Origin of the sequence: Pseudoalteromonas rubra, assembly GCF_005886805.2 — a bacterium.
GTDB lineage: Bacteria > Pseudomonadota > Gammaproteobacteria > Enterobacterales > Alteromonadaceae > Pseudoalteromonas > Pseudoalteromonas rubra_D.
The window spans coordinates 1-22,869 of the sequence record NZ_CP045429.1; the positions used below are offsets into that span (position 1 = coordinate 1).

The following is a 22,869-nucleotide window of genomic DNA, read 5'->3' on the forward strand; positions in this document are numbered from 1 at the left end:
GTGTATCTGTCGGTTTGGCAAAGTTGTTTATATGTTTTGCAGGATGAGCTGCCTTCTCAGCAGTTCAATATGTGGGTGCGACCACTACAAGCAGAAAGTACCGAAGATACCTTGACCATCTATGCGCCAAATCGATTTGTTTTGGACTGGGTGAGAGAAAAGTATTTAAATCGCATCAGTGAGCTACTGACAGAGATTTGTGGCGATGAAGCGCCTGAGCTGCGATTTGATGTAGGTAGTAAACCTATTGGCGCTGTTAACAGTGCACCAGCCTCTAGCGAGAGTAGCCAGAGTGCGCAAACTGGAACTGTGACTAAGCCGGCTGCCTCATCGGCGGGCGAGCCCAGCTCGGCTAAAGTAGAACCTGCCCCCAAATCTGGGGTGAAGTCCAATATTAAAGAAAACTATACCTTTGATAACTTTGTTGAAGGTAAGTCGAATCAGCTTGCGAAGGCCGCTGCAACTCAGGTTGCCGATAATCCAGGTTCTGCTTTTAACCCAGTCTTTATTTATGGTGGAACAGGTTTAGGTAAAACCCATCTGTTACATGCGGTGGGTAATGGCATTATAGATAAAAAACCAGATGCCAAGATAGTCTACATGCATTCTGAACGTTTCGTTCAGGACATGGTTAAGGCATTGCAGAACAATGCGATTGAAGAGTTTAAGCGTTATTACCGCAGTGTTGATGCGCTGATGATCGATGACATCCAGTTTTTTGCAAATAAAGAGCGTTCACAGGAAGAATTCTTTCATACTTTTAATGCATTGCTGGAAGGCAATCAGCAGATCATTTTGACATCGGACAGATACCCGAAAGAAATTGAAGGCGTTGAAGATCGTCTTAAATCTCGATTTGGCTGGGGTTTGACGATTGCGATTGAGCCACCTGAGCTGGAAACGCGTGTTGCGATCCTGATGAAGAAAGCGCAACAGAGTAATATCAATTTGCCTCATGAAGTGGCATTTTTTATTGCAAAGAAATTGCGCTCTAACGTCCGAGAGCTAGAAGGGGCTTTAAACCGGGTGATTGCCAATGCCAACTTCACAGGCCGGCCGATTTCCATCGAGTTTGTAAAAGAAGCACTTCGTGACCTGCTGGCATTACAAGATAAGCTGGTAACCATCGACAATATTCAGCGTACAGTGGCCGAGTATTATCGTATTCGTGTTTCAGATTTACTATCAAAACGTCGTAGTCGCTCGGTTGCCCGACCCAGGCAAGTCGCTATGGCGTTGTCTAAAGAACTGACTAACCACAGTTTACCTGAGATTGGTGATGCTTTTGGCGGGCGTGACCACACCACTGTGTTGCATGCGTGTCGTAAAGTAAAAGCACTGCGTGACGAAAGTCACGAAGTAAAAGAAGATTATCAAAACCTGATCCGTACATTGTCGTCTTAAGGGCCTAGTATGCAAATTACGATTTCAAGAGAACAGTTTTTAAAACCCTTGATGCAGGTCTCGGGTGCCATTGAGCGAAAACACACACTGCCGATTTTGTCCAATGTTCTGGTCGAAGTGAAAAATGGCGTGTTATCGATGACAGGCACAGACTTAGAGATTGAGTTGGTTGCAAACGTGACACTGGAAGAGCAAGTCGCAGATGCCAGTATCACGTTGCCAGCGAAAAAGTTACTCGATATATGTAAGAGTCTCCCGGATGGATCTTTGTTGCAACTGAGTAGTCAGGAGCATCAGTTATTACTGACCAGTGGCCAAAGTCGATTCTCTTTAACGACCTTAGCAGCCGAAGACTTTCCAAATCTTGAACAGTGGGATGGCGAGGTTGAGTTTCAAATTACCCGACTTGAGCTGCGCCAGTTATTAGAAGCGACCCATTTTTCGATGGCCAATCAGGACGTGCGCTATTACCTCAATGGTATGTCCTTTGAGGTTGATAATAGTGAGATTAAAACAGTTGCAACCGATGGACACAGGCTAGCAATTGCCCAGCATCAATTAGGTGCGTCATTGAATACACAGCGTCAACTGATCATTCCACGCAAGGGTGTGCAGGAGATCATGCGTTTGTTACCAGCAGATGATGAGCCTCTCACCATTCAGTTTGGCAGTAATCATATTCGTATTTTAGATCCTGAGTTTACTTTGACAAGTAAGTTAGTGGATGGACGTTTCCCGGATTATCGCCGAGTGCTACCACGTGGTGGTGATAAGCTGGTGAATGCAAACCGAGAGTGGTTACGCAGTGCATTTCAGCGCGTCTCTATTCTGTCGAATGAAAAGTTCCGTGGAGTACGTCTTAATCTGTCGAATGGCATGTTAAAGATCAGTGCGAATAATCCGGAACAGGAGCAAGCAGAGGAAACTGTTGAGGTTGAATATCAGGGGGATGACCTAGAAATTGGCTTTAACGTCTCCTATTTGTTGGATGTACTTAACACACTAAAAACAGAAGATGTGCAGTTTACATTAGCAGATACCAATAGCAGTGCCCTGATCGAAGGGGCGAGCGACGACACTGCAATGTATGTCGTTATGCCTATGCGCCTGTAGAAATTAGTGTGTGCTCTTAAATGAGTTTAACTCAAATTAGCCTCAATAATTTTCGCAATATTGAGGCCCTCTCTTTTTCACCAAGCGAACAAATCAATATCATTTTAGGCGAAAATGGCAGTGGAAAAACCAGTCTGCTTGAAGCCATTTATTTCCTTTCTAATGGACGTTCATTTAGAACGAACAAACATAAGTTGATGATCCGTCATGAGCAAGATAAATGTATTGTTCATGGTAAAAAGCAACTTCATAGTTTATCTATCCCCATAGGTATAAGTAAAAACTTACAGGGTGAAACACAGCTCAGGATCCAGGGGCAATCGAGTCGAAAAATCGCTGAATTGGCGCAGATCCTGCCCACTCAGGTGATCACACCAGAGAGCTACGAGTTGTTTTTTGGCGGACCAAAAGAGCGACGAAAGTTTCTCGACCTTGGGGTGTTCCACGTGGAACATCAGTTTTATAGTGTCTGGAAAGACTTCAACAAAGTGCTTAAACAACGAAATGCTTTGCTGAAAACTAAGCCTGCTCAGTACCAACTTCAGATACGTACTTGGGACCGAGAATTTGTTCGTTTGGCTGAGCAAATAAATATGTTCAGAAAGGCGTATATAAGTAGGTTTGAGCGCCATTTTTTTGATAAGATAGGGGTGATAAGCCCCATCTTTAAAGGCCTTGAAATGCGTTATGACGCAGGCTGGAAAGGGGAACTAGCTGAGGTGCTAAATGCCCAACTGGAGCGGGATAGCAAGCTTGGCTATACAACTAAAGGGCCGCATAAAGCCGATTTTAATTTTTATGCTAATGGTCACGGCGTTGAAAATATACTGTCTCGGGGTCAGTTAAAGTTGACACTCTATGCGCTAAAAATCGCACAGAATAATTTAATTGAGGCCGAGACCGAGAAGCAATCCATATTGCTTATCGACGATTTACCTTCGGAGTTGAGCCAGGAGACGATGCTGAGCATCGCGCATTTACTTGCAGAATGTCATTCGCAGCTATTTATCACTGCGATAAACTCCGAAAGTATCCAGGCCATTGTGGAACCCATGAAACGAAATGTTGAGATGTTCCACGTGGAACATGGCCGCTTAATAACAAAATAATTGGAATACACCATGTCTGATAATTACGATTCATCGAGTATTAAAGTACTGAAGGGATTGGATGCAGTAAGGAAGCGTCCGGGAATGTATATCGGGGACACTGATGATGGTACTGGGCTACATCACATGGTCTTCGAAGTCGTCGACAACTCTATTGACGAGGCGTTGGCAGGACACTGTGACGATATTTTCGTTACTATCCATACTGATGGCTCTGTGTCAGTTCGAGACAATGGCCGTGGTATCCCAACGGAACTGCACCCTGAAGAAGGGGTGTCTGCGGCAGAAGTCATCATGACCGTGCTACATGCTGGTGGTAAATTCGATGACAATTCTTATAAAGTATCAGGCGGCCTACACGGTGTAGGTGTTTCTGTTGTAAATGCACTATCAGAAAAACTACAACTAACAATTCGCCGTGATGGCAAAGTGCATCAGCAGAAATACACTATGGGTGTACCAGATGCGCCACTGGGTGTAATTGGCGAAGCTGAGAGCACGGGAACAGAGCTGAGATTTTGGCCAAGTGCGGAGACTTTCTCTGATACCAACTTCCATTATGATATTTTGGCAAAACGACTGCGTGAACTGTCTTTCCTGAACTCAGGGGTAAGTATTATCCTGAGCGATGAGCGTGAAGAGAACAAGCAAGACCATTTCAAATATGAAGGTGGTATTCAGGCGTTCGTTGAATACCTGAACCGTAAAAAAACGCCTGTTCATCAAAATGTATTCAACTTCACTTCAGAACGTGAAGACGGCATTAGTGTTGAAGTATCCATGCAGTGGAATGATGGATTCCAAGAAAATATTTACTGTTTTACTAACAACATTCCTCAGCGTGACGGTGGTACACACTTAGCGGGTTTCCGTAGTGCACTGACTCGTACGCTAAACAACTACATGGAAAAAGAAGGCTTTAACAAGAAAGCTAAAACAGCAAGTAACGCGACAGGTGATGATGCGCGCGAAGGCTTAACGGCTGTAGTGAGTGTTAAAGTGCCAGATCCAAAATTCTCTTCTCAGACTAAAGACAAGCTCGTTTCAAGTGAAGTGAAGGGTGCGGTTGAACAAGCAATGGCTGAAAAGCTAACAGAGTATCTGCTAGAAAATCCAGGCGATGCTAAAACAGTTGTAAGCAAAATCATTGATGCTGCACGTGCCCGTGAAGCTGCACGTAAAGCGCGTGAAATGACACGTCGTAAGGGCGCCATGGACTTAGCAGGTCTACCTGGTAAACTTGCTGACTGTCAGGAACGTGACCCGGCAGAATCTGAACTCTACATTGTGGAGGGTGACTCAGCGGGTGGATCGGCTAAGCAGGGCCGTAACCGTAAGAATCAGGCTATTTTGCCACTAAAAGGTAAAATCCTGAATGTTGAAAAGGCACGTTTCGATAAGATGTTGTCTTCGCAGGAAGTTGCCACACTGATCACTGCATTGGGCTGTGGTATCGGCCGTGACGAATACGACCCGGAAAAACTGCGTTATCACCGCATTATTATCATGACCGATGCGGACGTCGACGGCTCGCACATTCGTACACTGCTGTTGACCTTCTTCTATCGTCAAATGCCGGAAATCATTGAGCGTGGTTACGTTTATATTGCTCAGCCGCCGCTGTACAAAGTGAAAAAAGGCAAACAAGAGCGCTACATTAAAGACGACCATGGGCTGACAGACTACCTGACAACGTTAGCGTTAGATGGTGCCAGTATCTACGCAAGCGAGGGCGCCGAGGCCATTTCCGGTAATCGCCTTGAGAATATGGTCCATGATTATCAGAAAACCATTGACGTGATCGAACGTCTGACACGTAAGTACCCACGTGCCATGATGTCTCGTCTGTTATACCAGAATGAACTTAGTGAAGCAGACCTGAGTGATGAAGCGAAAGTAACAGGCTGGATTCAAGCGTTCGTTGCTGACCTGGATAAGCATGATGAAGATGCCACTATCTACAATGCGGAAGTAAGCTATGATGACGAACGTCACATGTACTATCCGGTTGTGAATATTCGCCAGCACGGCGTGGATAAAGCTTATACACTGAATTACGACTTCATCACATCAAAAGACTATGTTCGCATTGTGAATACAGGTAAGTCAGTTGCACACTTGATCAGCGAAACTGGCTATGTACAACGTGGTGAAAAAACGCAGCCTGTTGAGACATTCGCTGAATCACTGGATTGGTTGATTGCAGAGTCCAAGCGCGGCTTGTATACACAACGCTATAAAGGACTGGGAGAGATGAACCCAGACCAGCTATGGGAAACCACAATGGATCCTGCAGCACGTCGCATGTTGCGAGTGACCATTGAAGATGCCATCGCAGCCGACCAGTTGTTTGCAACCCTGATGGGCGATCAGGTGGAACCGCGCCGCGATTTCATCGAACAAAACGCATTACGCGTTGTGAATCTGGATGTATAAACAAGTTATTACTTGTAGATAATCTTCAAAAAGCCACTCCATAGCGAGTGGCTTTTTTGTTTCATGCGCTCACTTTGATGCTTTGTCTGATATTTAAAGGCCAAAATGAGCGGGTAAACAGAGAGTGGGAAGCGTGGTTTTTTACGTGCTTTTTTAGTGATAACGCTTAAAACAGCGCGACGCTCGCGGTATACTGAGCATAATTTTCAGACATTATTAGCCCGGACTGGCCACTGTTTTGAGCAGCCACACTGGGTTCCATGTACCATACAAAAATAAGCCAACTATGCAAAAATACGATATCAAAACCTTCCAAGGGTTGATCCTGGCTTTACAGGACTATTGGGCACAGCAAGGCTGTGTTATTGCGCAACCACTGGATATGGAAGTGGGTGCGGGCACGTTTCATCCGCTGACCTTTCTTAAATCGATTGGCCCAGAGCCAATGTCGAGCGCGTATGCACAACCTTGTCGTCGTCCGACTGACGGCCGATACGGCGAAAATCCAAACCGCCTGCAACACTATTATCAATTTCAGGTCGTATTGAAGCCATCACCTGAAAATATTCAGGAGCTATATCTGGGCTCACTGGAAGCGCTTGGTATCGATACCCTGACTCATGAAGTGCGTTTCGTAGAAGATAACTGGGAATCACCGACGTTGGGTGCCTGGGGTCTTGGCTGGGAAGTCTGGTTGAATGGTATGGAAGTGACTCAGTTTACTTACTTCCAGCAGGTGGGTGGCCTTGAGTGCGCGCCGGTTACTGGCGAAATCACTTATGGTTTGGAACGTCTGGCAATGTATATACAAGGTGTGGACAGCATCTATGACCTGGTCTGGACCGATGGGCCTATGGGTCGTGTGACTTATGGCGATGTGTTCCATCAGAACGAAGTTGAACAGTCGACTTACAATTTTGAGCATGCGGATGTTGACGCATTGTTCAAGCAGTTTGATCAGTGTGAGCTGGAAAGCCAGAAGCTGATTGAAGCGGGGCTGCCTTTACCAGCCTATGAGCAGGTAATGAAGGCATCGCATGCATTCAATCTGTTGGATGCCCGTCATGCGATTTCTGTGACAGAACGCCAGCGTTATATTCTACGCGTACGTGCGCTGTCTAAGGCCTGTGCTCAGGCTTATTATGAGGCCCGCGAGGCACTCGGATTCCCGCTTTGTAAGGATTAATCATGACCACAGAAAATCTACTTGTTGAAATTGGTACTGAAGAGTTACCACCAAAAGCCTTACGCAAGCTGGCAGAATCCTTTGCTGACAATCTGCAGGTTGAGCTGACCGGCCTTGAGCTGGCATTTGAAGATATTAGCTGGTACGCATCACCACGTCGTCTGGGTTTAAAAGTCGCAAACTTACAAACCCAGCAACAGGACAAAGTGGTTGAGAAGCGTGGTCCGGCAACTAAAGCCGCCTTCGATGCAGACGGTAATCCGACTAAAGCGGCAATGGGCTGGGCACGTGGCTGTGGTATCGAAGTCTCTGAAGCTGAGACACTGGAAACAGACAAGGGGGCCTGGTTGTTGCACCGTGCCACTGTCGCAGGTCAACAGGCCAGCGCGCTGTTATCCGATGCCATTGCCAAGTCACTGGCCAAGTTGCCGATCCCAAAACCAATGCGTTGGGGTGCCAACAAAACACAATTTATCCGCCCGGTTCACACGGTCGCTGCCTTGCTAGGTGGGGAAATTGTACAGGGTGAAGTCCTGGGTAAAGTGATTTCAAACCAGCTACAAGGCCACCGTTTCCACCACCCGGAACGTGTGAGCATCAATCATGCCGATGACGCGTTTGATACGCTGAAAGGGGCCTATGTCATCGCTGACTATGAAGCACGTAAAGCGCTCATTCGTGAACAGATCAATGCTGAAGCGGACAAGCTGGGTGCGGTTGTTGCGATGGATGAAGATCTGCTGGAAGAAGTGACAGCCCTGGTAGAGTGGCCGGTTACTTTGGTGGCCTCATTCGAGGAAGAGTTCCTGTCGGTCCCTGCTGAAGCGCTGATCTACACCATGAAAGACGACCAGAAGTACTTCCCGCTACTGGATAAGTCAGGTCAGCTGATCAACAAATTCCTGTTTGTATCAAACATTGAAAGTAAAGATCCAAGTGTGGTCATCTCTGGTAATGAGAAAGTGGTTCGCCCACGCCTGGCGGATGCACAGTTCTTCTTTGAAACCGATAAGAAGAAAACGCTGGAAAGCCGTCTGGAATCATTAGGTACTGTGTTGTTCCAGAAACAGCTAGGCACATTGAAAGACAAGTCAGAGCGCATTGCCGCGTTGGCTGGCTTCATTGCTGAGCAATTGGGCTCAGATAAAGCATTAGCAGAACGTGCCGGCCTATTGAGTAAAACGGATCTGATGACTGAAATGGTCATGGAATTTACCGATGTACAGGGTGTAATGGGTATGCATTACGCACGTATTGACGGTGAGGCCGAAGAGGTGGCGGTGGCGCAGAATGAGCAGTATATGCCGCGCTTTGCTGGCGATGCTTTGCCTTCAAACCCAATCAGCTGCGCAGTCGCACTGGCTGATAAGTTTGATACCCTGGTGGGGATCTTTGGTATTGGTCAGACGCCAAAAGGTGATAAAGATCCATTTGCCCTACGTCGTGCTGCCATTGGTGCACTACGCATCATGGTTGAGAAAGAGCTGGAGCTGGACATTCATGCGCTGGTCGAAAAGTCTCGGGCTTTGTTCGGTGACAAGCTGACCAACGACAATGTTGGCGAAGAGGTCTTTGAGTTCATGCTGGGTCGCTTCCGTGCCTGGTATCAGGATGAAGGTATTGCGGTAGATGTGATCCAGGCGGTACTGGCGCGTCGTCCTTCTCAGCCGGTTGATTTTGATCGTCGTGTTAAAGCGGTGAGCCACTTCAGAACACTGGAACAGGCAGAAGCGCTGGCTGCGGCCAACAAGCGCGTTAACAACATTTTGGCGAAGAATAATGTCACCAGCGACGCTGAGGTGAATACAGCCTTGTTGTCTGAAGCTGCGGAGCAACAGTTGGCTCAGGAAGTCGCAGCACTGACCGCCGAGCTGGCACCGGTTTATGCGCAAGGGGATTACCAACAAGCGTTGACTCGACTAGCGAGTCTGCGCGAAGCCGTAGATAACTTCTTTGATAATGTCATGGTGATGGCTGACGACGAAGCAGTTAAGCAAAACCGTCTGGCGTTACTCAGCCAGCTTAGCCGTTTGTTCCTCAATACGGCGGATATCTCTGTCTTACAAAACTAAGACAGTCACTCTTAAAACAAGCCAGCATTCGTGCTGGCTTTTATTTTTGTGATCGGGATTAACAATGAAACAGCACATCATTGCCTTGATAATGGCATTGGGTTTGAGTGCCTGTACGACGGCACCTCATCAGTCAACGGATAGTTCAAGTGAGCAGCAAGTCACAAGCAATGCGTCTCCAGCGATGGACAGACCTATGTATTTACGCGGCGACTTTACTTTGTGGGATGCCGACGAAGTCTACCGATTGACACAGACCCAGACGGGTCTGTACAGCGTACGGGTCCGCTTTATGAGCCCTGGTAAAGTGTACGAATTTAAAATTGCGGATGCGAAATGGACGCCAGGTTATAACTGTGGCTTTCGCTACGATGGCAAAGTGAGTGTGGGCAAAGCGGTTGTCGCGGACTGTGACACGGTATATAACTACTTTGGATTTATGCCAGACAGAAAAGGCTGGTACCGCATTTCACTGGATTTGAGAGGCTCTGTCCCTCAGGTTGTTGTGCAGCGAGACTAATATCACGAAAAACAGTTTGCGCAATTTGGCTGGTGAGGTAATCGCACCAGCTTAAAAATCATTTTCCTTTCTTTACCAGGTAGCGGTAAGGGAGGTCATCCACTTCTTTTGCTACCAAAGTGTGATCCATAAACTCACAAAAACTGGGTATGTCCCGGGTAGTAGATGGGTCATCGGCCAGGATCAACAAAGTTTCACCCTCGCGCATCTTCCTCACTTTGCCGCGGATCATCATTACGGGTTCGGGACAACGTAAGCCAATCGCATCAAGAGTATGGTCAGTGTTGTCAAAGTTCATGGCAGTGTCCCCGGAAAGTAAAACGCCTATTCTAGCGCGCCTTGTATGACAAATAAATACTCGTGTGAATGGGTCGCTGCCAGGACATAAAAAAGGCAAGCTACGATATGCAGCTTGCCTTGGTCACCAAGTTAAAATGGTTAGGGAATCGCGTACTGGTTAGTCGTCAACGCGTTCAAACACGGTGGCGATACCCTGGCCAAGACCGATACACATAGTCGCAAGGCCATACTTTGCATCTTTGTCTTCCATAATATGGATTAAGGATGTGCTGATCCGTGAGCCTGAACAGCCCAGAGGGTGGCCCAGCGCAATCGCTCCGCCATTGAGGTTGACTTTCTCATCGGCAACATCCAGTAAGCCAAGGTCCTTCAGAACCGGTAATGACTGTGCAGCAAACGCTTCGTTCAGCTCTGCCACATCGATATCTTCAATGCTCAGACCTGCTTGTTTCAGCGCTTTCTGGCTGGCAGGAACCGGACCGTAACCCATGATGGATGGATCGCAGCCTGCAACCGCCATTGACTTGATACGTGCGCGGATCGGCAGGCCCAGTTCTCTGGCTTTTGACTCACTCATAACCAGCATGGCAGAAGCACCATCCGACAGAGCAGATGACGTACCTGCTGTGACTGTGCCTGAAGCCGGGTTGAATACCGGGCGTAACTGGCTCAGGCCTTCCATGGTGGTTTCCGGACGGATAACTTCGTCGTGTTCAACCAGGACAGGCGCGCCATCGGCATCGTGACCTTCCATCGGCAAAATTTCACGAGCGAAACGGCCTTCGACCGTGGCTGCGTGAGCGCGTTGATGAGAGCGCACCGCAAAGGCATCTTGTTGCTCACGGTTAATGCCGTGCAGGGTAGCCAGGTATTCCGCAGTCAGACCCATGACGCCTGCGGCTTGTGCAACCGAAGTCGACAAACCCGGGTGAAAGTCATTACCGTGCGTCATCGGGACATGACCCATGTGCTCCACACCACCGATCAGGTAAGTATCGCCAGCGCCAGTCATAATCGCACGTGCAGCATCATGCAGTGCCTGCATGGAAGAACCACACAAGCGGTTTACCGTGACCGCAGGTACGGTATGTGGAATACCAGCCAGCAGGGCGGCATTACGGCCCACGTTGAAGCCTTGCTCCAGGGTTTGTTGTACACACCCCCAATAAATGTCATCGATAGAATCCGGTGCCACAGCCGGGTTGCGATCTAGTAGCCCTTTCATCAAGTGGGCACTCAGATCTTCAGCACGTTTGTGTTTGAACACGCCAGCTTTGGAGCGGCCCATTGGCGTACGAATACAATCTACGATTACAGCCTGTTCCATGTTACTGACCCTCCACTTTGTAGAATACTTTACCGGCAGCTGCCCACTCACGGGTTTGCACCGACACCTGATAGATTTCGCCTAAATGTGCGTACTTATCGGCAATTGCTACAAATTCCGCCAGACCCAGTTGATCCAGATAACGGAATGCGCCACCACGGAACGGCGGGAAGCCAATGCCATAGATCAGTGCCATATCGGCTTCCTGTGGTGAGGCAACAATGCCTTCTTGCAGACATAGCAGGACTTCGTTGATCATCGGTACCATACAGCGCTCGATGATGGTTTGTTTGTCAAACTGTGCAGGTGCATCACAAATTTCACTCAGCAGGGCAACGGCGTCGGCATCTTTGCTCTTCTTCAGGCGACCTTTGCGGTCAGGTGCATACTGGTAGAAACCTTTCTGGTTTTTCTGTCCAAAGCGATTTGCGTTGGCCAGGTGGGCAACCGGATCTTTGTCTTGACGTGCCATGCGGGTTGGGAAACCATCTGCCATCACGCCGGTACAGTGATTGGCTGTGTCGATCCCAACAACGTCCAGCAGGTAAGCCGGCCCCATTGGCCAGCCAAAGACATTTTCCATGACTTTGTCGACTTGTGTGAAGTCAGCACCCTCTACGACTAGCTGGCTGAAACCGGCAAAGTATGGGAACAGTACTCTGTTCACGAAGAAACCCGGACAATCGTTCACAACGATTGGCGACTTGCCCAGTTTCAGAGCATAGTCGACAACAGCCGCAACGGTGTCATCGGAGGTTTTCGCGCCACGAATGATTTCAACCAGTGGCATCTTGGGCACTGGATTAAAGAAGTGCATACCACAGAAGTGTTCTGGGCGTTCCAGTCCTTCAGCCAGTTCGTCAATGCGAATGGTTGAGGTATTTGAAGTCAGGATGGTGCCTTGTGGCAATTGTTTTTCAAGACCAGCTAGTACGGTTTTCTTAATCTGAGGGTTTTCGACAACCGCTTCAACGATGATGTCACTGCCTTCCAGGTCACGGTCATTCAGCGTTGGTTTGATCTGCGCCAGTGTGCCAACCATTTTGTCCAGCTTCATGTGACCACGCTCGACTTTTTTGCCCAGCAACTTTGCCGCTTCGCCCATGCCTAAGTCCAGCGCACCCTGACTGATGTCTTTCATGACAATCGGTGTGCCTTTATACGCCGACTGGTAAGCGATACCGCCACCCATGATGCCCGCGCCCAGTACCGCAGCTTGTTTGATATCAGTCTGGCTTTGTTTCGCTTGTTTCTTAGCAACGCCTTTAATGTACTGATCGGCCAGGAAGATCCCGGTTTGTGCCGCCGCTTCAGCGGTTTTAGCCAACTTAGCGAAGCTCGCGTTCTCAACGGCCATGGCTTCATCGCGCCCCATATTGGCAGCAGCTTTGATGGTTTTAACCGCCATCACAGGAGCCGGGTAGTGACCTTTAGTTTTGGCCATCACCATGCCTTCCGCCATTGCAAAGCTCATGCCTTGCTCAACGCGGTTCATTTTCAGCGGGTCAAGCTTAACCTGACGTTTGGCGCGCCAATCCAGCTTGCCAGCAGCTGCTTGTTCCATGGTACGCAGTGCCGCGTCCATCAGCTTATCCTGAGCAACCACCGCATCCACGGCGCCTACTTTCAGGGCATCGGCTGCGCGGTTTTCTTTACCTGTGGTGATCCAGGTCATCGCGTTGTCCGCACCAATGAGGCGTGGCAGACGTACGGTACCACCAAAGCCAGGCATAATGCCCAGCTTCACTTCTGGCAGGCCAATCTTTGCGCTGTCAGAAGCAATACGATAATCGGTAGCAAGTACCCACTCACAACCACCGCCCAGTGCCAGGCCATTGACCGCAGACAAGGTTGGGAAAGGTAAATCTTCCAGGGCATCAAATACGTCGGTGGCTGCTTTAATCCATTCAACCAGTTCGGCTTCCGGGCGGTCAAAGGTGGGCAGGAATTCGAAAATGTCGGCACCAACAATAAAGTGGTCTTTGTCAGAGCTAAAAATCAGGCCGTCGATGTCATCACGTTGTGCCAGCTCTTTGAGCGCCGCATGACAATCTTGCAGGGTTTGCTGAGATAATTTGTTGACCGAACCTGGCAAACAAAACTTAAACTCAGCGATTTTGCCTTTGTAGAAATCCACAACAAAGGACTCGCGTTTCATTAACATACATGTTCTCCCGTGTTTTTACACTGGTACGATGAGTTGTCATTTCATTCAGTGTGGCGTCTTTAAAAGAAAATTGCAATGAAAAATTTACCGCAGGTTTACTGCAAAGGGTTAGGCACAATGCTAAGGTGGTTTGGCTGATTATTTTCCGGATGACAAGGTTTGTCCGGGCGTTAAGCCTTGGGCAAGTTGTCACACAATAGTCTGGTGTTAAACACACGACTGTTTGGTGTGCACACAGTGCGCCCGGGCAGGGAACTCACAGAAAGGAAGGTGTTTTGGTGTGGGCCTTATCTAGTTGCATTTTTGACACCCCAGAACATTGACTGCCAATCAAGAGAATGAAAGTTAAGCACTATGAAATTATGGTTTAGTCGTTTTGCTGTTACTTGCCTTGCAGTGTGCAGCGGGGCCTGGAGCCACCTGGGACAGGCTGCGGATCCGCATCAGGCGTTTAAAGACGCAGAGCGGGTCGCGTGGGGTGGCAATTATCAGGCCTTTAAAAAGTCGCTTGCCGAGCTCGATCACCCCCTCAAGCCTTATGTTGAGGCAACCTTCTATAAACGTCATCCGAAGCTTAAATATCAGGATGAGATAGGGCGCTTTTTGTCGATTTATGATCACACGCCACTGGACTGGATGGTACGAAAGAGTTGGTTGAATTATCTCAAGCGTCGCAATAAAAAAGCCCTCTTTATAGAGCATTATCAGGACACCACCAATGCGGATCTGAAATGTACCTACTTACAGTTCCAGCTGGACCTGGGCGCGCCAGAGAAAGCCATTTTGGATCAGGTAGAACCATTGTGGGTTGTCGGTAAATCACAACCTAAAGCTTGCGACAAGTTGTTTAGCCGCTGGCAAAAAGCCGGGTATCGGACACAAGCGTTGGTGTGGCAAAGGATCACGCATGCCGCGCAGGGCGGTCAGGCGTCGCTACTCAAGTATTTAAAAACCTTGTTGCCCCGCAAAGAAGCCTACTTGGCAGATCTCTATCTTAGCGTACGGCGCGATCCCAGCGCATCTGCTGGTCTTTACCGATATAAGCAGCGCTCTGCCAAAGAAGCAGAGATAGCCGTCTATGGTGTCCGGCGTTTGATCTGGCGCGATCCTAAGCTGGCATTGCGCGCCTGGGATAAATTGCAGGGCATGTTTACCTTTACGCAGGCACAACAGGACAGTGTGGCATATCGGTTTGCCCTGGCACTGGCTTCCAAAGGGCATGAGCAGGCTAAGTTCTGGCTCAACAAAGTGCCCCAGGAGTTACAGGATAAGAAACTGCGCCAGTGGCTGATGAGTAACATGCTTAAAGAGCAGGACTGGGAAGGGATCGCCGTGTTGTTTACGGGTATGGAAAATCTCAGTCATGGTCAGACATACTGGTTGGGCTATAGCTATGCCAAACGTAATCAGACGGAGAAAGCGCAAGCCTTGTGGCGACAAATTGCATCAAAGCGCGATTACTATGGCTTTCTTGCCGCTGCGCGCCTGGATCTGCCTGCGCAACTCAATGCTGAGCCGTTGAATGTGCCGCCGAGCATTGTGGCCAAGGTATCGGAAGCGCCAGGCTTCAAAAGGGCAAAAGCGCTCTATGAGCTGGAGCGTTTTACCGCAGCGCGGCGCGAGTGGAATTATTTAACCAATACTTCAAGCACCGCGGAAAAACTGGCGGCGTCGCTACTGGCCGCTGAACTCGATTGGTATGACAGCACCATTTATACGCTGGCACAGATCAAAGCCTGGAACTATGTAGACTTACGTTTTCCAATGGCATTTGACGATCTGTTCGTTCGTTACAGCGAACGCAATAAGGTTGATTTGGCGTGGAGCTTTGCCATTGCCCGCAGAGAAAGTTCATTCGCACCCGATGCGCGTTCCCATGCAGATGCATATGGTTTGATGCAGCTCCTGCCCAGCACCGCGAAGTATGTGGCTAAGTCACGGGTATCGACACGTCAATTAATGAAACCGGCGACCAATATTCGTCTGGGTACCGATTATCTCGATTACCTGAAAGGCAAGAATAAAGGCAATGAGATCCTGGCCACAGCCTCTTACAATGCCGGCTTTCATCGTGTGAAGCGCTGGATCCCGAAAGAGGCCATGCCTGCGGAGTTATGGATCGAATTGATCCCTTATCGGGAAACCCGTGACTATGTCAAAAATGTTATGGCGTATCGCCAGGTTTATCACACCAAGTTAGGTCGTGAGGGGAACATTCTGGCTGGCATTCTCGATATGCAGATTGGCGGTAAGTAAAGCGCATACCCTGTTCAGTTGTCGGTTTGTCTCGCGATAGCGAGGCTGACCGCGGCCGGCTTTACTTCTTTAAACCTGTGGCGCTATGTTAGACTCAGTGACAAGCGAATTAAATAAAATGGGTACACCAATGGAACAATTAGCAAATTTGTATGCCGAGCATATCGCAACGCTGCAACAGCGTACGAAGACCATAATTGAACGTGAGAATCTGGATGGGCTCGTGATCCACTCCGGGCAGGCCAAGCGCCAGTTTCTGGATGACATGTATTATCCGTTCAAGGTGAACCCGCAATTCAAGGCGTGGTTACCGGTCATCGATAATCCGCACTGTTGGCTGGTCGTGAATGGCACTGATAAGCCTAAATTGATTTTCTATCGCCCAGTGGATTTCTGGCACAAAGTACCGGACGAGCCCAGTGACTATTGGGCTGACTATTTTGACATTCAACTGCTGCTTCAGCCCGATCAGGTTGAACAATACTTACCGTACGACAAAGCAAACCTGGCTTATATTGGCGAGTATCTTGAGGTGGCACAGGCACTTGGTTTTACTCAGGTGAACCCGGAGCCGGTGATGAACTATTTGCATTTCCACCGCGCTTACAAGACCCACTATGAACTTACTTGTTTACGCGAAGCAAATCGCCTGGCAGTGCTGGGCCACAAAGCCGCGCGCGATGCTTTTTATGCCAAAGAGTCTGAGTACGGTATTCAGCAGGCCTATTTGCAGGCCACTGAACACATGGAAAATGACACGCCGTACGGCAACATTGTGGCGCTAAACGAGAATTGTGCGATCCTGCATTACACGCACTTTGAGCGTCGTGCGCCGCAGCAGCATTTATCTTTCCTGATTGATGCAGGGGCTAACTTCAATGGCTATGCATCTGATATTACGCGTACTTATGATTTCGCACGGCAGGGGGAATTTTCTGATCTTATCCAGGTGATGAATACCCATCAGATTGAATTAGGTCAAGGGTTACAACCGGGTAAGCTATATGGCGAGTTGCACCTGGACTGCCACAAGCGCATTGCTCAGGTACTGGTGGATTTTGATCTGGTGCGTGGTCTGAGCGTTGACGGGATCCTGGCGCAGGGCATTACATCGACGTTCTTCCCGCATGGTCTGGGCCACCACCTGGGCTTACAGGTTCATGACATGGGCGGTTTCATGGCGGATGAGCAGGGTACGCATCAGGCACCACCTGAAGGTCATCCGTTCTTACGCTGTACGCGTAAGATTGAAGCTGGTCAGGTATTTACCATTGAACCTGGTTTGTATTTTATTGATTCTCTGCTAGGTGAGCTGGCGCAAACGGACAACAAGCAGTACATTAATTGGGATAAGGTCGATACGTTCAAACCATACGGCGGGATCCGCATCGAAGATAATATCATTGTCCATGATGACCATCTGGAGAATATGACCCGGGATCTGGCGCTGGATTAACCCAGCGTCTGAGTTAACTGTGTTAGACTGGGAGCCTTGTGCTCCCTGTGTTGTTTTGTTGAATTCCCATGTCTGAATACGCCATTCCAAGCAGTACCATTTCACATCACGAAGAAATTAAGAAAAGCACGTTTATCGTGCACATTGCCCATACGCCCACTCTAGAGGATGCTAAAGCGTTTATCCGGGCTATTAACGAGCAATATCCGGATGCCCGGCATAATTGCTGGGCCCATATCGCCGGGGCGCCGGGTGGCAGTCATGTACTGGGCTTTTCAGATGATGGGGAACCCAATGGCACGGCCGGTAAACCAATGCTGAATGTGTTGCTGGGCTCCGGACTTGGAGAGATCACCGCCGTGACTACGCGTTATTTTGGGGGTATCAAGCTTGGTACGGGGGGGCTGGTGCGTGCTTATGGCGGAACACTCAACAATGCGCTGGACACACTGCCGACACAAATCAAGATCCCTGCCAGTACCTTAGTAGGTGAATCTGACTATGGTCTGCAGGGGAGTATAGAGCAGCACCTTAATAGCCAGTACACCGTGCTTAACATAGATAAGCAGTATGGTGCCTCTATCTCTTGGGAGATTGAACTGGATAGTCGTGAAGCAAAAACAGCGATTGCGTCGGTGCATGATCTGACTCATGGCGCCGTGTCACTGAGGTTCAAAGCGTCTTGAGACGGGTTTCGCGGTTTACTAACTGAGTGATGTATTAGACAATCAGGTGTAATTACAATAACTCGCGAATCGCGCCATGCAATTTCGTACCATTATAAAGATACTCGGACAGCTTGTAGCGCTCTTTAGTCTGACTATGGTGCCACCGGCTCTGGTGTCTTTGATCTATAAGGACGGCGGTGGTGTGCCGTTTGTCCTGGCATTTATCTTTAGCGTGCTGATTGGCCTGATGGCCTACTACCCAAACCGCAAAGAGCAGGGCGATCTGAAAGCCAGAGAGGGCTTCTTGATCGTGGTCTTGTTCTGGCTGGTACTGGGGGCTTTTGCGGCTGTGCCGCTGATCTTCTTAAGTGAACCCAATCTGTCGTTTGCCGATGCGGTTTTTGAGGCCTTTTCTGGCCTGACAACCACAGGGGCAACGGTATTGACGGGCATCGAATACTTGCCCAAATCTGTCCTTTTTTATCGTCAGCAATTGCAATGGCTCGGTGGTATGGGGATCATTGTTTTGGCCGTTGCGGTATTGCCAATGCTAGGCGTTGGTGGCATGCAGCTATACCGGGCCGAGACACCCGGTCCGGTTAAAGACTCGAAAATGACCCCCCGGATAGCCGATACCGCCAAGCATTTATGGTATATCTATGTGACTTTGACACTGGCCTGTACGCTGGCTTATGCCTGGGCCGGGATGAGCTGGTTCGATGCTATCTGTCATGCGTTTGCAACCATTGCTATTGGCGGGTTCTCAACCTATGACGCTTCAATAGGCCACTTCGACAGCCCAATGATCAATGCCATTTGTGTGTTCTTCCTGCTCATTGCCGCAGCCAACTTTTCACTGCATTATGCCGCCGTGGCGGGTCGTAACATTAAAGTTTACTTCAGAGACCCTGAGCTCAAAGTCTTTTTGTTTATTCAGCTTGCGCTGGTGGTGTTATGTTTTGCGGTGCTGTCGTCTAAGCAGGTATACAGCAATGGTGATGAAACGCTGGATCATGCGCTGTTTCAGGCGGTCTCTATCAGTACCACCGCAGGTTTTGCCACAGACAGCTTTGCGGCCTGGCCATTATTCCTGCCTATTTTGCTGATCTTTTCCAGTTTCATTGGGGGTTGTGCTGGGTCAACCGGCGGTGGCATGAAAGTGGTGCGGGTATTCCTGCTTTACTTACAGGGGATCCGAGAGCTGAATCGTCTGGTGCACCCTCGTGCCATATATTCCATTAAGCTGGGGCGTAAGGCACTGCCCGATAAAGTAGTCGAAGCCGTATGGGGATTTTTCTCGGCCTATGCACTGGTCTTTGTGATCATCATGATTGCTTTGCTGGGCACCGGACTGGATAACATCACGGCGTTCTCAGCAACCGCGGCATGTTTAAATAACCTTGGCCCGGGATTGGGTGATGTTGCGGCACATTATGGGGATATCCCCGACTCAGCGAAATGGATATTAACCTTGGCCATGGTATTCGGCCGTCTTGAAATTTTCACCCTGTTAGTACTGTTCACCCCCACGTTCTGGCGTGGGTGAGGCCAGACCGATATGCCAGTGGCATATCGCAGCTGGCCGAACGCGAGACCTTGGATGGTCGAGCCGGAATACACCGCCATGGATGGCTTTCTGCACCAATCTAAACTGGTTGGCCGAACGCGAGGCCGGGGGCACCGAGCTGTGGCTGGCCGAGCCGGAATACATCGCCATGGAAGGCTTTCTGCATCAATCTAAATTAGCTGGCCTAAGTGTCGAGGGGTTGGCTGGTTTTTATTTGTTTCAGCTTCCATCCAAAAAAGACCTGCCTGATTGCTTAGTTGTTGACACAAAGTAAGACAAGCCTATTGCTCAGCGTACTGCTTTTGCATATTAAAATGACCTGATTAAGGTATGTTTGTAAATTTTTTAATATTTGTTCTTCTGACTTTTACATTTCAAAAAAATTACAATTCTATTTAAATCATTGGTTTATTTTGTTTCCTATAAACTCACGCATTAGTCAAATTAACGCCAGTTAAAAAAATATATCAAAAAACGCAAAAAATGCATTTTTTCATTAGCAGTGGTGTCATATTTGTATCGTCAGGGTAAATACCCTACTTTTTAAGTTACCCACACCGGACAGTGGGTGTTGCCAGAAAACAAAACTATGAGGAATGGCCGAGATGTTTGCCATGTCACATCAAAATAAACATAAAGCAATTCAAGCAGGGATGATCAGCCGGGTAAATCTGGCTGGCGGCGCCAGTGACTTAACTGAATGTGTGGCTCAGCTCAACCAATATATGAGTGGGACCGGGTGCTTACAGTACGATAGCTGTTTGCCATCCGCTCACGGCAGTGTCCCGTTACAGCGTTACGATGGCGTCGAAGTCAGTGAGTGTGTGATCGGTATTATTTCAGAAAATGCATTGTGGCAAACGCGTACTTTGCCTCCTCTGGTACTCAAAGAACACACCGGAAAGCTAACACACACTGATCACGAGCACATGCTGGGTATTACTTTTATTACAAAACGTAATGGTGAACCTATGCTGTTCTTTACCGAACATTATGAGCAACATCTGGCACTGAGTACTCTTGAAGTGCAAAGCCGTATGATGACACTCAGAGATGCGGCAATTTTGCTGAAAGGACATTTACAACAGGGGTAAGCCTGTTCCTGTAATGGGGTTGAAACCATTATATTAATTGCATTTTGCTGCTACACTATCAGCAGAGTAGTTAGCAGGGTTACAAGATGTTGAAGCGTAAAACGCAACGGAGCAGGAAGCACTTAACGCAGATCCCCGCGGGCAGTCTGATTGATATTGAAATTGTCATGCCAGCCAGCCGGAAACGCGTCCGTACTGAGTTTATCGGGGTGCTTGAAGATCAGTATATTATTTTAAATTATCCCAACCCTAAGCGACTCGGCGCGGCGGCTGATTATGTGAAGACGGGGACGGAGATCATCGTCCGGGCCCTGCCTGAAGATAGTAATGGGCAGATCATTGCTTTCAAAGAGACCATTAAAGCCATTAGTAATCACCCCGCGCGGCTTATTTTTCTTTACTATCCCCATGAAGTACAAACCTATCAGCTGCGCGCTCAAACCCGCGTACCAGCCCTAATTCCTGCCATTTTGCAGTTGCCCGATTACAATGAAGTGGGCGTGATCAAAGACATTTCGCTGTCGGGTATGATGTTTGATATTCAAAAAGAACACCTGCCTGACGATCTGGAGTCAGAAAACTGTGAAGTATTGATTGAAGGTAAAGACGACAATGCGTCTGCTATCAAAGGCAAAGTGTGCCGTATTATTGAAAGTGCAGAGGGCAATGTGTCGTTGGGGATCCAGGTCGTGGGCCCGGATACGACCATCAAAGCGGTGTTAAAAGACTACCTGATAGATTTGTCTATTCTGTCTGAAGAAGACGAGCACTAGCTGACCAAACCAGTTGGTCAGCCAGGGTCTGAGCATTACACAAACAGTGCGCTGACCTGGAAGAGCTTTTCAACCACACCAATCTGTTTTTTGTCGATCAGAAACATGATGACATGATCTCCTGAGAGGATGATGGTGTCATCGTGGGCTATCAGTACTTCGTCGTCACGAACTATGGCACCAATGGTAGTGCCTGCTGGCAACTTGATGTCCCGAATGGCACGGCCAACCACTTTTGAGGTGTTCTCGTCGCCGTGTGCAACGGCTTCAATGGCTTCAGCAGCGCCCTTACGAAGTGAGTAAACGTTCACTATATCACCACGTCTGACGTGGGTGAGCAGGGCTGAAATGGTCGCTTGTTGAGGTGAAATCGCAATATCGATTTCTCCTCCCTGTACCAGGTCAACGTACGCGCCTCGCTGGATGAGCACCATGGTCTTCTGCGCACCCATGCGTTTGGCCAGCATCGCTGCCATGATGTTGGCTTCATCGTCATTGGTGACCGCAATGAACACATCAACCTGTTCAATATGTTCTTCGGATAACAGTTCCTGATCAGACGCATCACCACAAAAGACCACGGTGTTGTCGAGCATTTCTGACAAGGACGATGCCCGGTCATGATTACGCTCGATGAGTTTAACACTGTGATTTTTTTCTAATGATCTGGCCAGACCGGCACCGATATTACCACCACCTGCGATCATAATTTTACGATAAGACCGTTCGAGCTTTTGCAGCTCGTTCATGACCGCACGGATATGTTTAGTGGCTGCAATGAAGAACACTTCGTCGTCGGCTTCTATCACAGTGGTGCCTAACGGCTTAATGGCTTTGCCCTGACGGTAAATGGCAGCGACCCGGGTATCTACATTCGGGATATGCTCTTTTAATGCAGACAGTGCATAGCCAACCAGCAGACCACCATAGTAAGCCTTAACAGCCACTAGAGATAACATACCCTCGGCAAATTGCAGTACCTGCAATGCGCCGGGGTAATCGATCAGGCGGCGAATATAACGGGTCACCAGTTGCTCTGGTGCAATATAGTGATCGACCGGTAAGTCGTCGTTATGAAATAACTTTTCCCGATACTTCAGATATTGCTCAGAGCGGATCCGGGCAATTTTAGTGGGCGTATTAAAAATACTATATGCCACCTGGCAGGCGATCATATTCACTTCATCCGAACTGGTCACCGCAATGACCATATCGGCATCTTCGGCACCGGCTTGTCGGAGCACATCCGGGTGGGCACTATGTCCCGTCACGCCTTGCAGGTCATACTTGTCCTGCAATTCCCTTAATCGTTCTCCGTCAATATCGACAACGGTAATTTCATTCTGTTCGCCGACCAGGTTTTCGGCCAGTGTACCACCGACTTGTCCGGCACCTAAGATTATGATTTTCATACGTTAGTT

18 protein-coding genes are annotated in these 22,869 nt (G+C 48.6%); 14 read left to right on the forward strand and 4 right to left on the reverse strand.

The window, feature by feature from the left end; genetic code table 11:
• The 7 genes from dnaA to CWC22_RS00035 all read left to right on the forward strand — a co-directional run bounded on the left by dnaA (window position 1) and on the right by CWC22_RS00035 (window position 9,840).
• The gene (gene dnaA / locus CWC22_RS00005; RefSeq protein WP_138536317.1) at window positions 1-1,404 is read left to right on the forward strand and encodes a chromosomal replication initiator protein DnaA; all 1,404 of its coding nucleotides are present in this window, start codon (window positions 1-3) and stop codon (window positions 1,402-1,404) included.
• 9 nt (window positions 1,405-1,413) lie between these two features.
• Window positions 1,414-2,517 (forward strand): DNA polymerase III subunit beta, encoded by a 1,104-nt coding sequence (dnaN, locus tag CWC22_RS00010; RefSeq protein WP_125561177.1) that lies wholly within the window; start codon window positions 1,414-1,416, stop codon window positions 2,515-2,517.
• A 20-nt stretch (window positions 2,518-2,537) separates the two neighbouring features.
• Window positions 2,538-3,626 carry a DNA replication/repair protein RecF gene (gene recF, locus CWC22_RS00015; RefSeq protein WP_138536319.1) on the forward strand — a complete coding sequence of 363 codons (1,089 nt, stop codon included), beginning with the start codon at window positions 2,538-2,540 and terminating at the stop codon, window positions 3,624-3,626.
• Window positions 3,627-3,638: 12 nt separating this feature from the next.
• Window positions 3,639-6,062 (forward strand): DNA topoisomerase (ATP-hydrolyzing) subunit B, encoded by a 2,424-nt coding sequence (gene gyrB, locus CWC22_RS00020; protein ID WP_138536321.1) that lies wholly within the window; start codon window positions 3,639-3,641, stop codon window positions 6,060-6,062.
• A gap of 286 nt (window positions 6,063-6,348) precedes the next feature.
• Window positions 6,349-7,248: a glycine--tRNA ligase subunit alpha gene (gene glyQ / locus CWC22_RS00025; RefSeq protein WP_138536323.1), complete on the forward strand. Its 900-nt coding sequence runs from the start codon at window positions 6,349-6,351 to the stop codon at window positions 7,246-7,248.
• Between the two features lie 2 nt (window positions 7,249-7,250).
• Complete coding sequence (glyS, locus tag CWC22_RS00030) at window positions 7,251-9,320, forward strand: glycine--tRNA ligase subunit beta (RefSeq protein WP_138536325.1); 2,070 nt, start codon at window positions 7,251-7,253, stop codon at window positions 9,318-9,320.
• Window positions 9,321-9,384: 64 nt separating this feature from the next.
• The gene (locus CWC22_RS00035) at window positions 9,385-9,840 is read left to right on the forward strand and encodes a hypothetical protein (protein WP_125561185.1); all 456 of its coding nucleotides are present in this window, start codon (window positions 9,385-9,387) and stop codon (window positions 9,838-9,840) included.
• 58 nt (window positions 9,841-9,898) lie between these two features.
• Here the strand turns inward: CWC22_RS00035 and tusA are convergent, their stop codons facing one another.
• The 3 genes from tusA to fadB form a co-directional block, all read right to left on the reverse strand.
• Window positions 9,899-10,138, reverse strand: coding sequence for a sulfurtransferase TusA (gene tusA, locus CWC22_RS00040; protein ID WP_010384842.1), 240 nt, complete (start codon window positions 10,136-10,138; stop codon window positions 9,899-9,901).
• A gap of 159 nt (window positions 10,139-10,297) precedes the next feature.
• Window positions 10,298-11,467, reverse strand: a complete 1,170-nt coding sequence (gene fadA, locus CWC22_RS00045; RefSeq protein WP_138536327.1) for an acetyl-CoA C-acyltransferase FadA — start codon at window positions 11,465-11,467, stop codon at window positions 10,298-10,300.
• Window position 11,468: 1 nt separating this feature from the next.
• Window positions 11,469-13,631 carry a fatty acid oxidation complex subunit alpha FadB gene (gene fadB / locus CWC22_RS00050; RefSeq protein WP_138536329.1) on the reverse strand — a complete coding sequence of 721 codons (2,163 nt, stop codon included), beginning with the start codon at window positions 13,629-13,631 and terminating at the stop codon, window positions 11,469-11,471.
• Between the two features lie 357 nt (window positions 13,632-13,988).
• Here fadB and CWC22_RS00055 point away from each other — a divergent pair, with 357 nt between their 5' ends.
• The 7 genes from CWC22_RS00055 (at window position 13,989) to CWC22_RS00085 (ending at window position 21,448) form a co-directional block, all read left to right on the forward strand.
• Window positions 13,989-15,890, forward strand: a complete 1,902-nt coding sequence (locus CWC22_RS00055; protein WP_230090600.1) for a lytic transglycosylase domain-containing protein — start codon at window positions 13,989-13,991, stop codon at window positions 15,888-15,890.
• A 130-nt stretch (window positions 15,891-16,020) separates the two neighbouring features.
• Window positions 16,021-17,346 carry a Xaa-Pro dipeptidase gene (pepQ, locus tag CWC22_RS00060; protein ID WP_138536331.1) on the forward strand — a complete coding sequence of 442 codons (1,326 nt, stop codon included), beginning with the start codon at window positions 16,021-16,023 and terminating at the stop codon, window positions 17,344-17,346.
• A 68-nt stretch (window positions 17,347-17,414) separates the two neighbouring features.
• The gene (locus tag CWC22_RS00065; protein WP_138536333.1) at window positions 17,415-18,032 is read left to right on the forward strand and encodes a YigZ family protein; all 618 of its coding nucleotides are present in this window, start codon (window positions 17,415-17,417) and stop codon (window positions 18,030-18,032) included.
• A 76-nt stretch (window positions 18,033-18,108) separates the two neighbouring features.
• Window positions 18,109-19,560 (forward strand): TrkH family potassium uptake protein, encoded by a 1,452-nt coding sequence (locus CWC22_RS00070; RefSeq protein ID WP_010384834.1) that lies wholly within the window; start codon window positions 18,109-18,111, stop codon window positions 19,558-19,560.
• 82 nt (window positions 19,561-19,642) lie between these two features.
• A complete protein-coding gene (locus CWC22_RS00075; protein WP_138536335.1) occupies window positions 19,643-19,855 on the forward strand; it encodes a hypothetical protein in 213 nt (70 codons plus the stop codon).
• A 331-nt stretch (window positions 19,856-20,186) separates the two neighbouring features.
• Window positions 20,187-20,675 (forward strand): hypothetical protein, encoded by a 489-nt coding sequence (locus tag CWC22_RS00080; protein ID WP_125561193.1) that lies wholly within the window; start codon window positions 20,187-20,189, stop codon window positions 20,673-20,675.
• Between the two features lie 86 nt (window positions 20,676-20,761).
• A complete protein-coding gene (locus CWC22_RS00085; protein WP_010384831.1) occupies window positions 20,762-21,448 on the forward strand; it encodes a flagellar brake domain-containing protein in 687 nt (228 codons plus the stop codon).
• A 35-nt stretch (window positions 21,449-21,483) separates the two neighbouring features.
• On the opposite strand, the gene trkA is transcribed toward CWC22_RS00085, so the two are convergent.
• Entirely contained in the window at window positions 21,484-22,860 is a 1,377-nt protein-coding gene (gene trkA / locus CWC22_RS00090) for a Trk system potassium transporter TrkA (RefSeq protein ID WP_010384830.1), read from the reverse strand.
• Between the last annotated feature and the right edge of the window lie 9 nt (window positions 22,861-22,869).

Excerpts from the sequence above, each read along its gene's own strand:
- dnaN (WP_125561177.1), top strand. The coding sequence starts at position 1,414 with ATGCAAATTACGATTTCAAGAGAACAGTTTTTAAAACCCTTGATGCAG.
- recF (WP_138536319.1), top strand. The coding sequence starts at position 2,538 with ATGAGTTTAACTCAAATTAGCCTCAATAATTTTCGCAATATTGAGGCC.
- gyrB (WP_138536321.1), top strand. The coding sequence starts at position 3,639 with ATGTCTGATAATTACGATTCATCGAGTATTAAAGTACTGAAGGGATTG.
- glyQ (WP_138536323.1), top strand. The coding sequence starts at position 6,349 with ATGCAAAAATACGATATCAAAACCTTCCAAGGGTTGATCCTGGCTTTA.
- glyS (WP_138536325.1), top strand. The coding sequence starts at position 7,251 with ATGACCACAGAAAATCTACTTGTTGAAATTGGTACTGAAGAGTTACCA.
- CWC22_RS00035 (WP_125561185.1), top strand. The coding sequence starts at position 9,385 with ATGAAACAGCACATCATTGCCTTGATAATGGCATTGGGTTTGAGTGCC.
- tusA (WP_010384842.1), bottom strand. The coding sequence starts at position 10,138 with ATGAACTTTGACAACACTGACCATACTCTTGATGCGATTGGCTTACGT.
- fadA (WP_138536327.1), bottom strand. The coding sequence starts at position 11,467 with ATGGAACAGGCTGTAATCGTAGATTGTATTCGTACGCCAATGGGCCGC.
- fadB (WP_138536329.1), bottom strand. The coding sequence starts at position 13,631 with ATGTTAATGAAACGCGAGTCCTTTGTTGTGGATTTCTACAAAGGCAAA.
- CWC22_RS00055 (WP_230090600.1), top strand. The coding sequence starts at position 13,989 with ATGAAATTATGGTTTAGTCGTTTTGCTGTTACTTGCCTTGCAGTGTGC.
- pepQ (WP_138536331.1), top strand. The coding sequence starts at position 16,021 with ATGGAACAATTAGCAAATTTGTATGCCGAGCATATCGCAACGCTGCAA.
- CWC22_RS00065 (WP_138536333.1), top strand. The coding sequence starts at position 17,415 with ATGTCTGAATACGCCATTCCAAGCAGTACCATTTCACATCACGAAGAA.
- CWC22_RS00070 (WP_010384834.1), top strand. The coding sequence starts at position 18,109 with ATGCAATTTCGTACCATTATAAAGATACTCGGACAGCTTGTAGCGCTC.
- CWC22_RS00075 (WP_138536335.1), top strand. The coding sequence starts at position 19,643 with ATGGCTTTCTGCACCAATCTAAACTGGTTGGCCGAACGCGAGGCCGGG.
- CWC22_RS00080 (WP_125561193.1), top strand. The coding sequence starts at position 20,187 with ATGTTTGCCATGTCACATCAAAATAAACATAAAGCAATTCAAGCAGGG.
- CWC22_RS00085 (WP_010384831.1), top strand. The coding sequence starts at position 20,762 with ATGTTGAAGCGTAAAACGCAACGGAGCAGGAAGCACTTAACGCAGATC.
- trkA (WP_010384830.1), bottom strand. The coding sequence starts at position 22,860 with ATGAAAATCATAATCTTAGGTGCCGGACAAGTCGGTGGTACACTGGCC.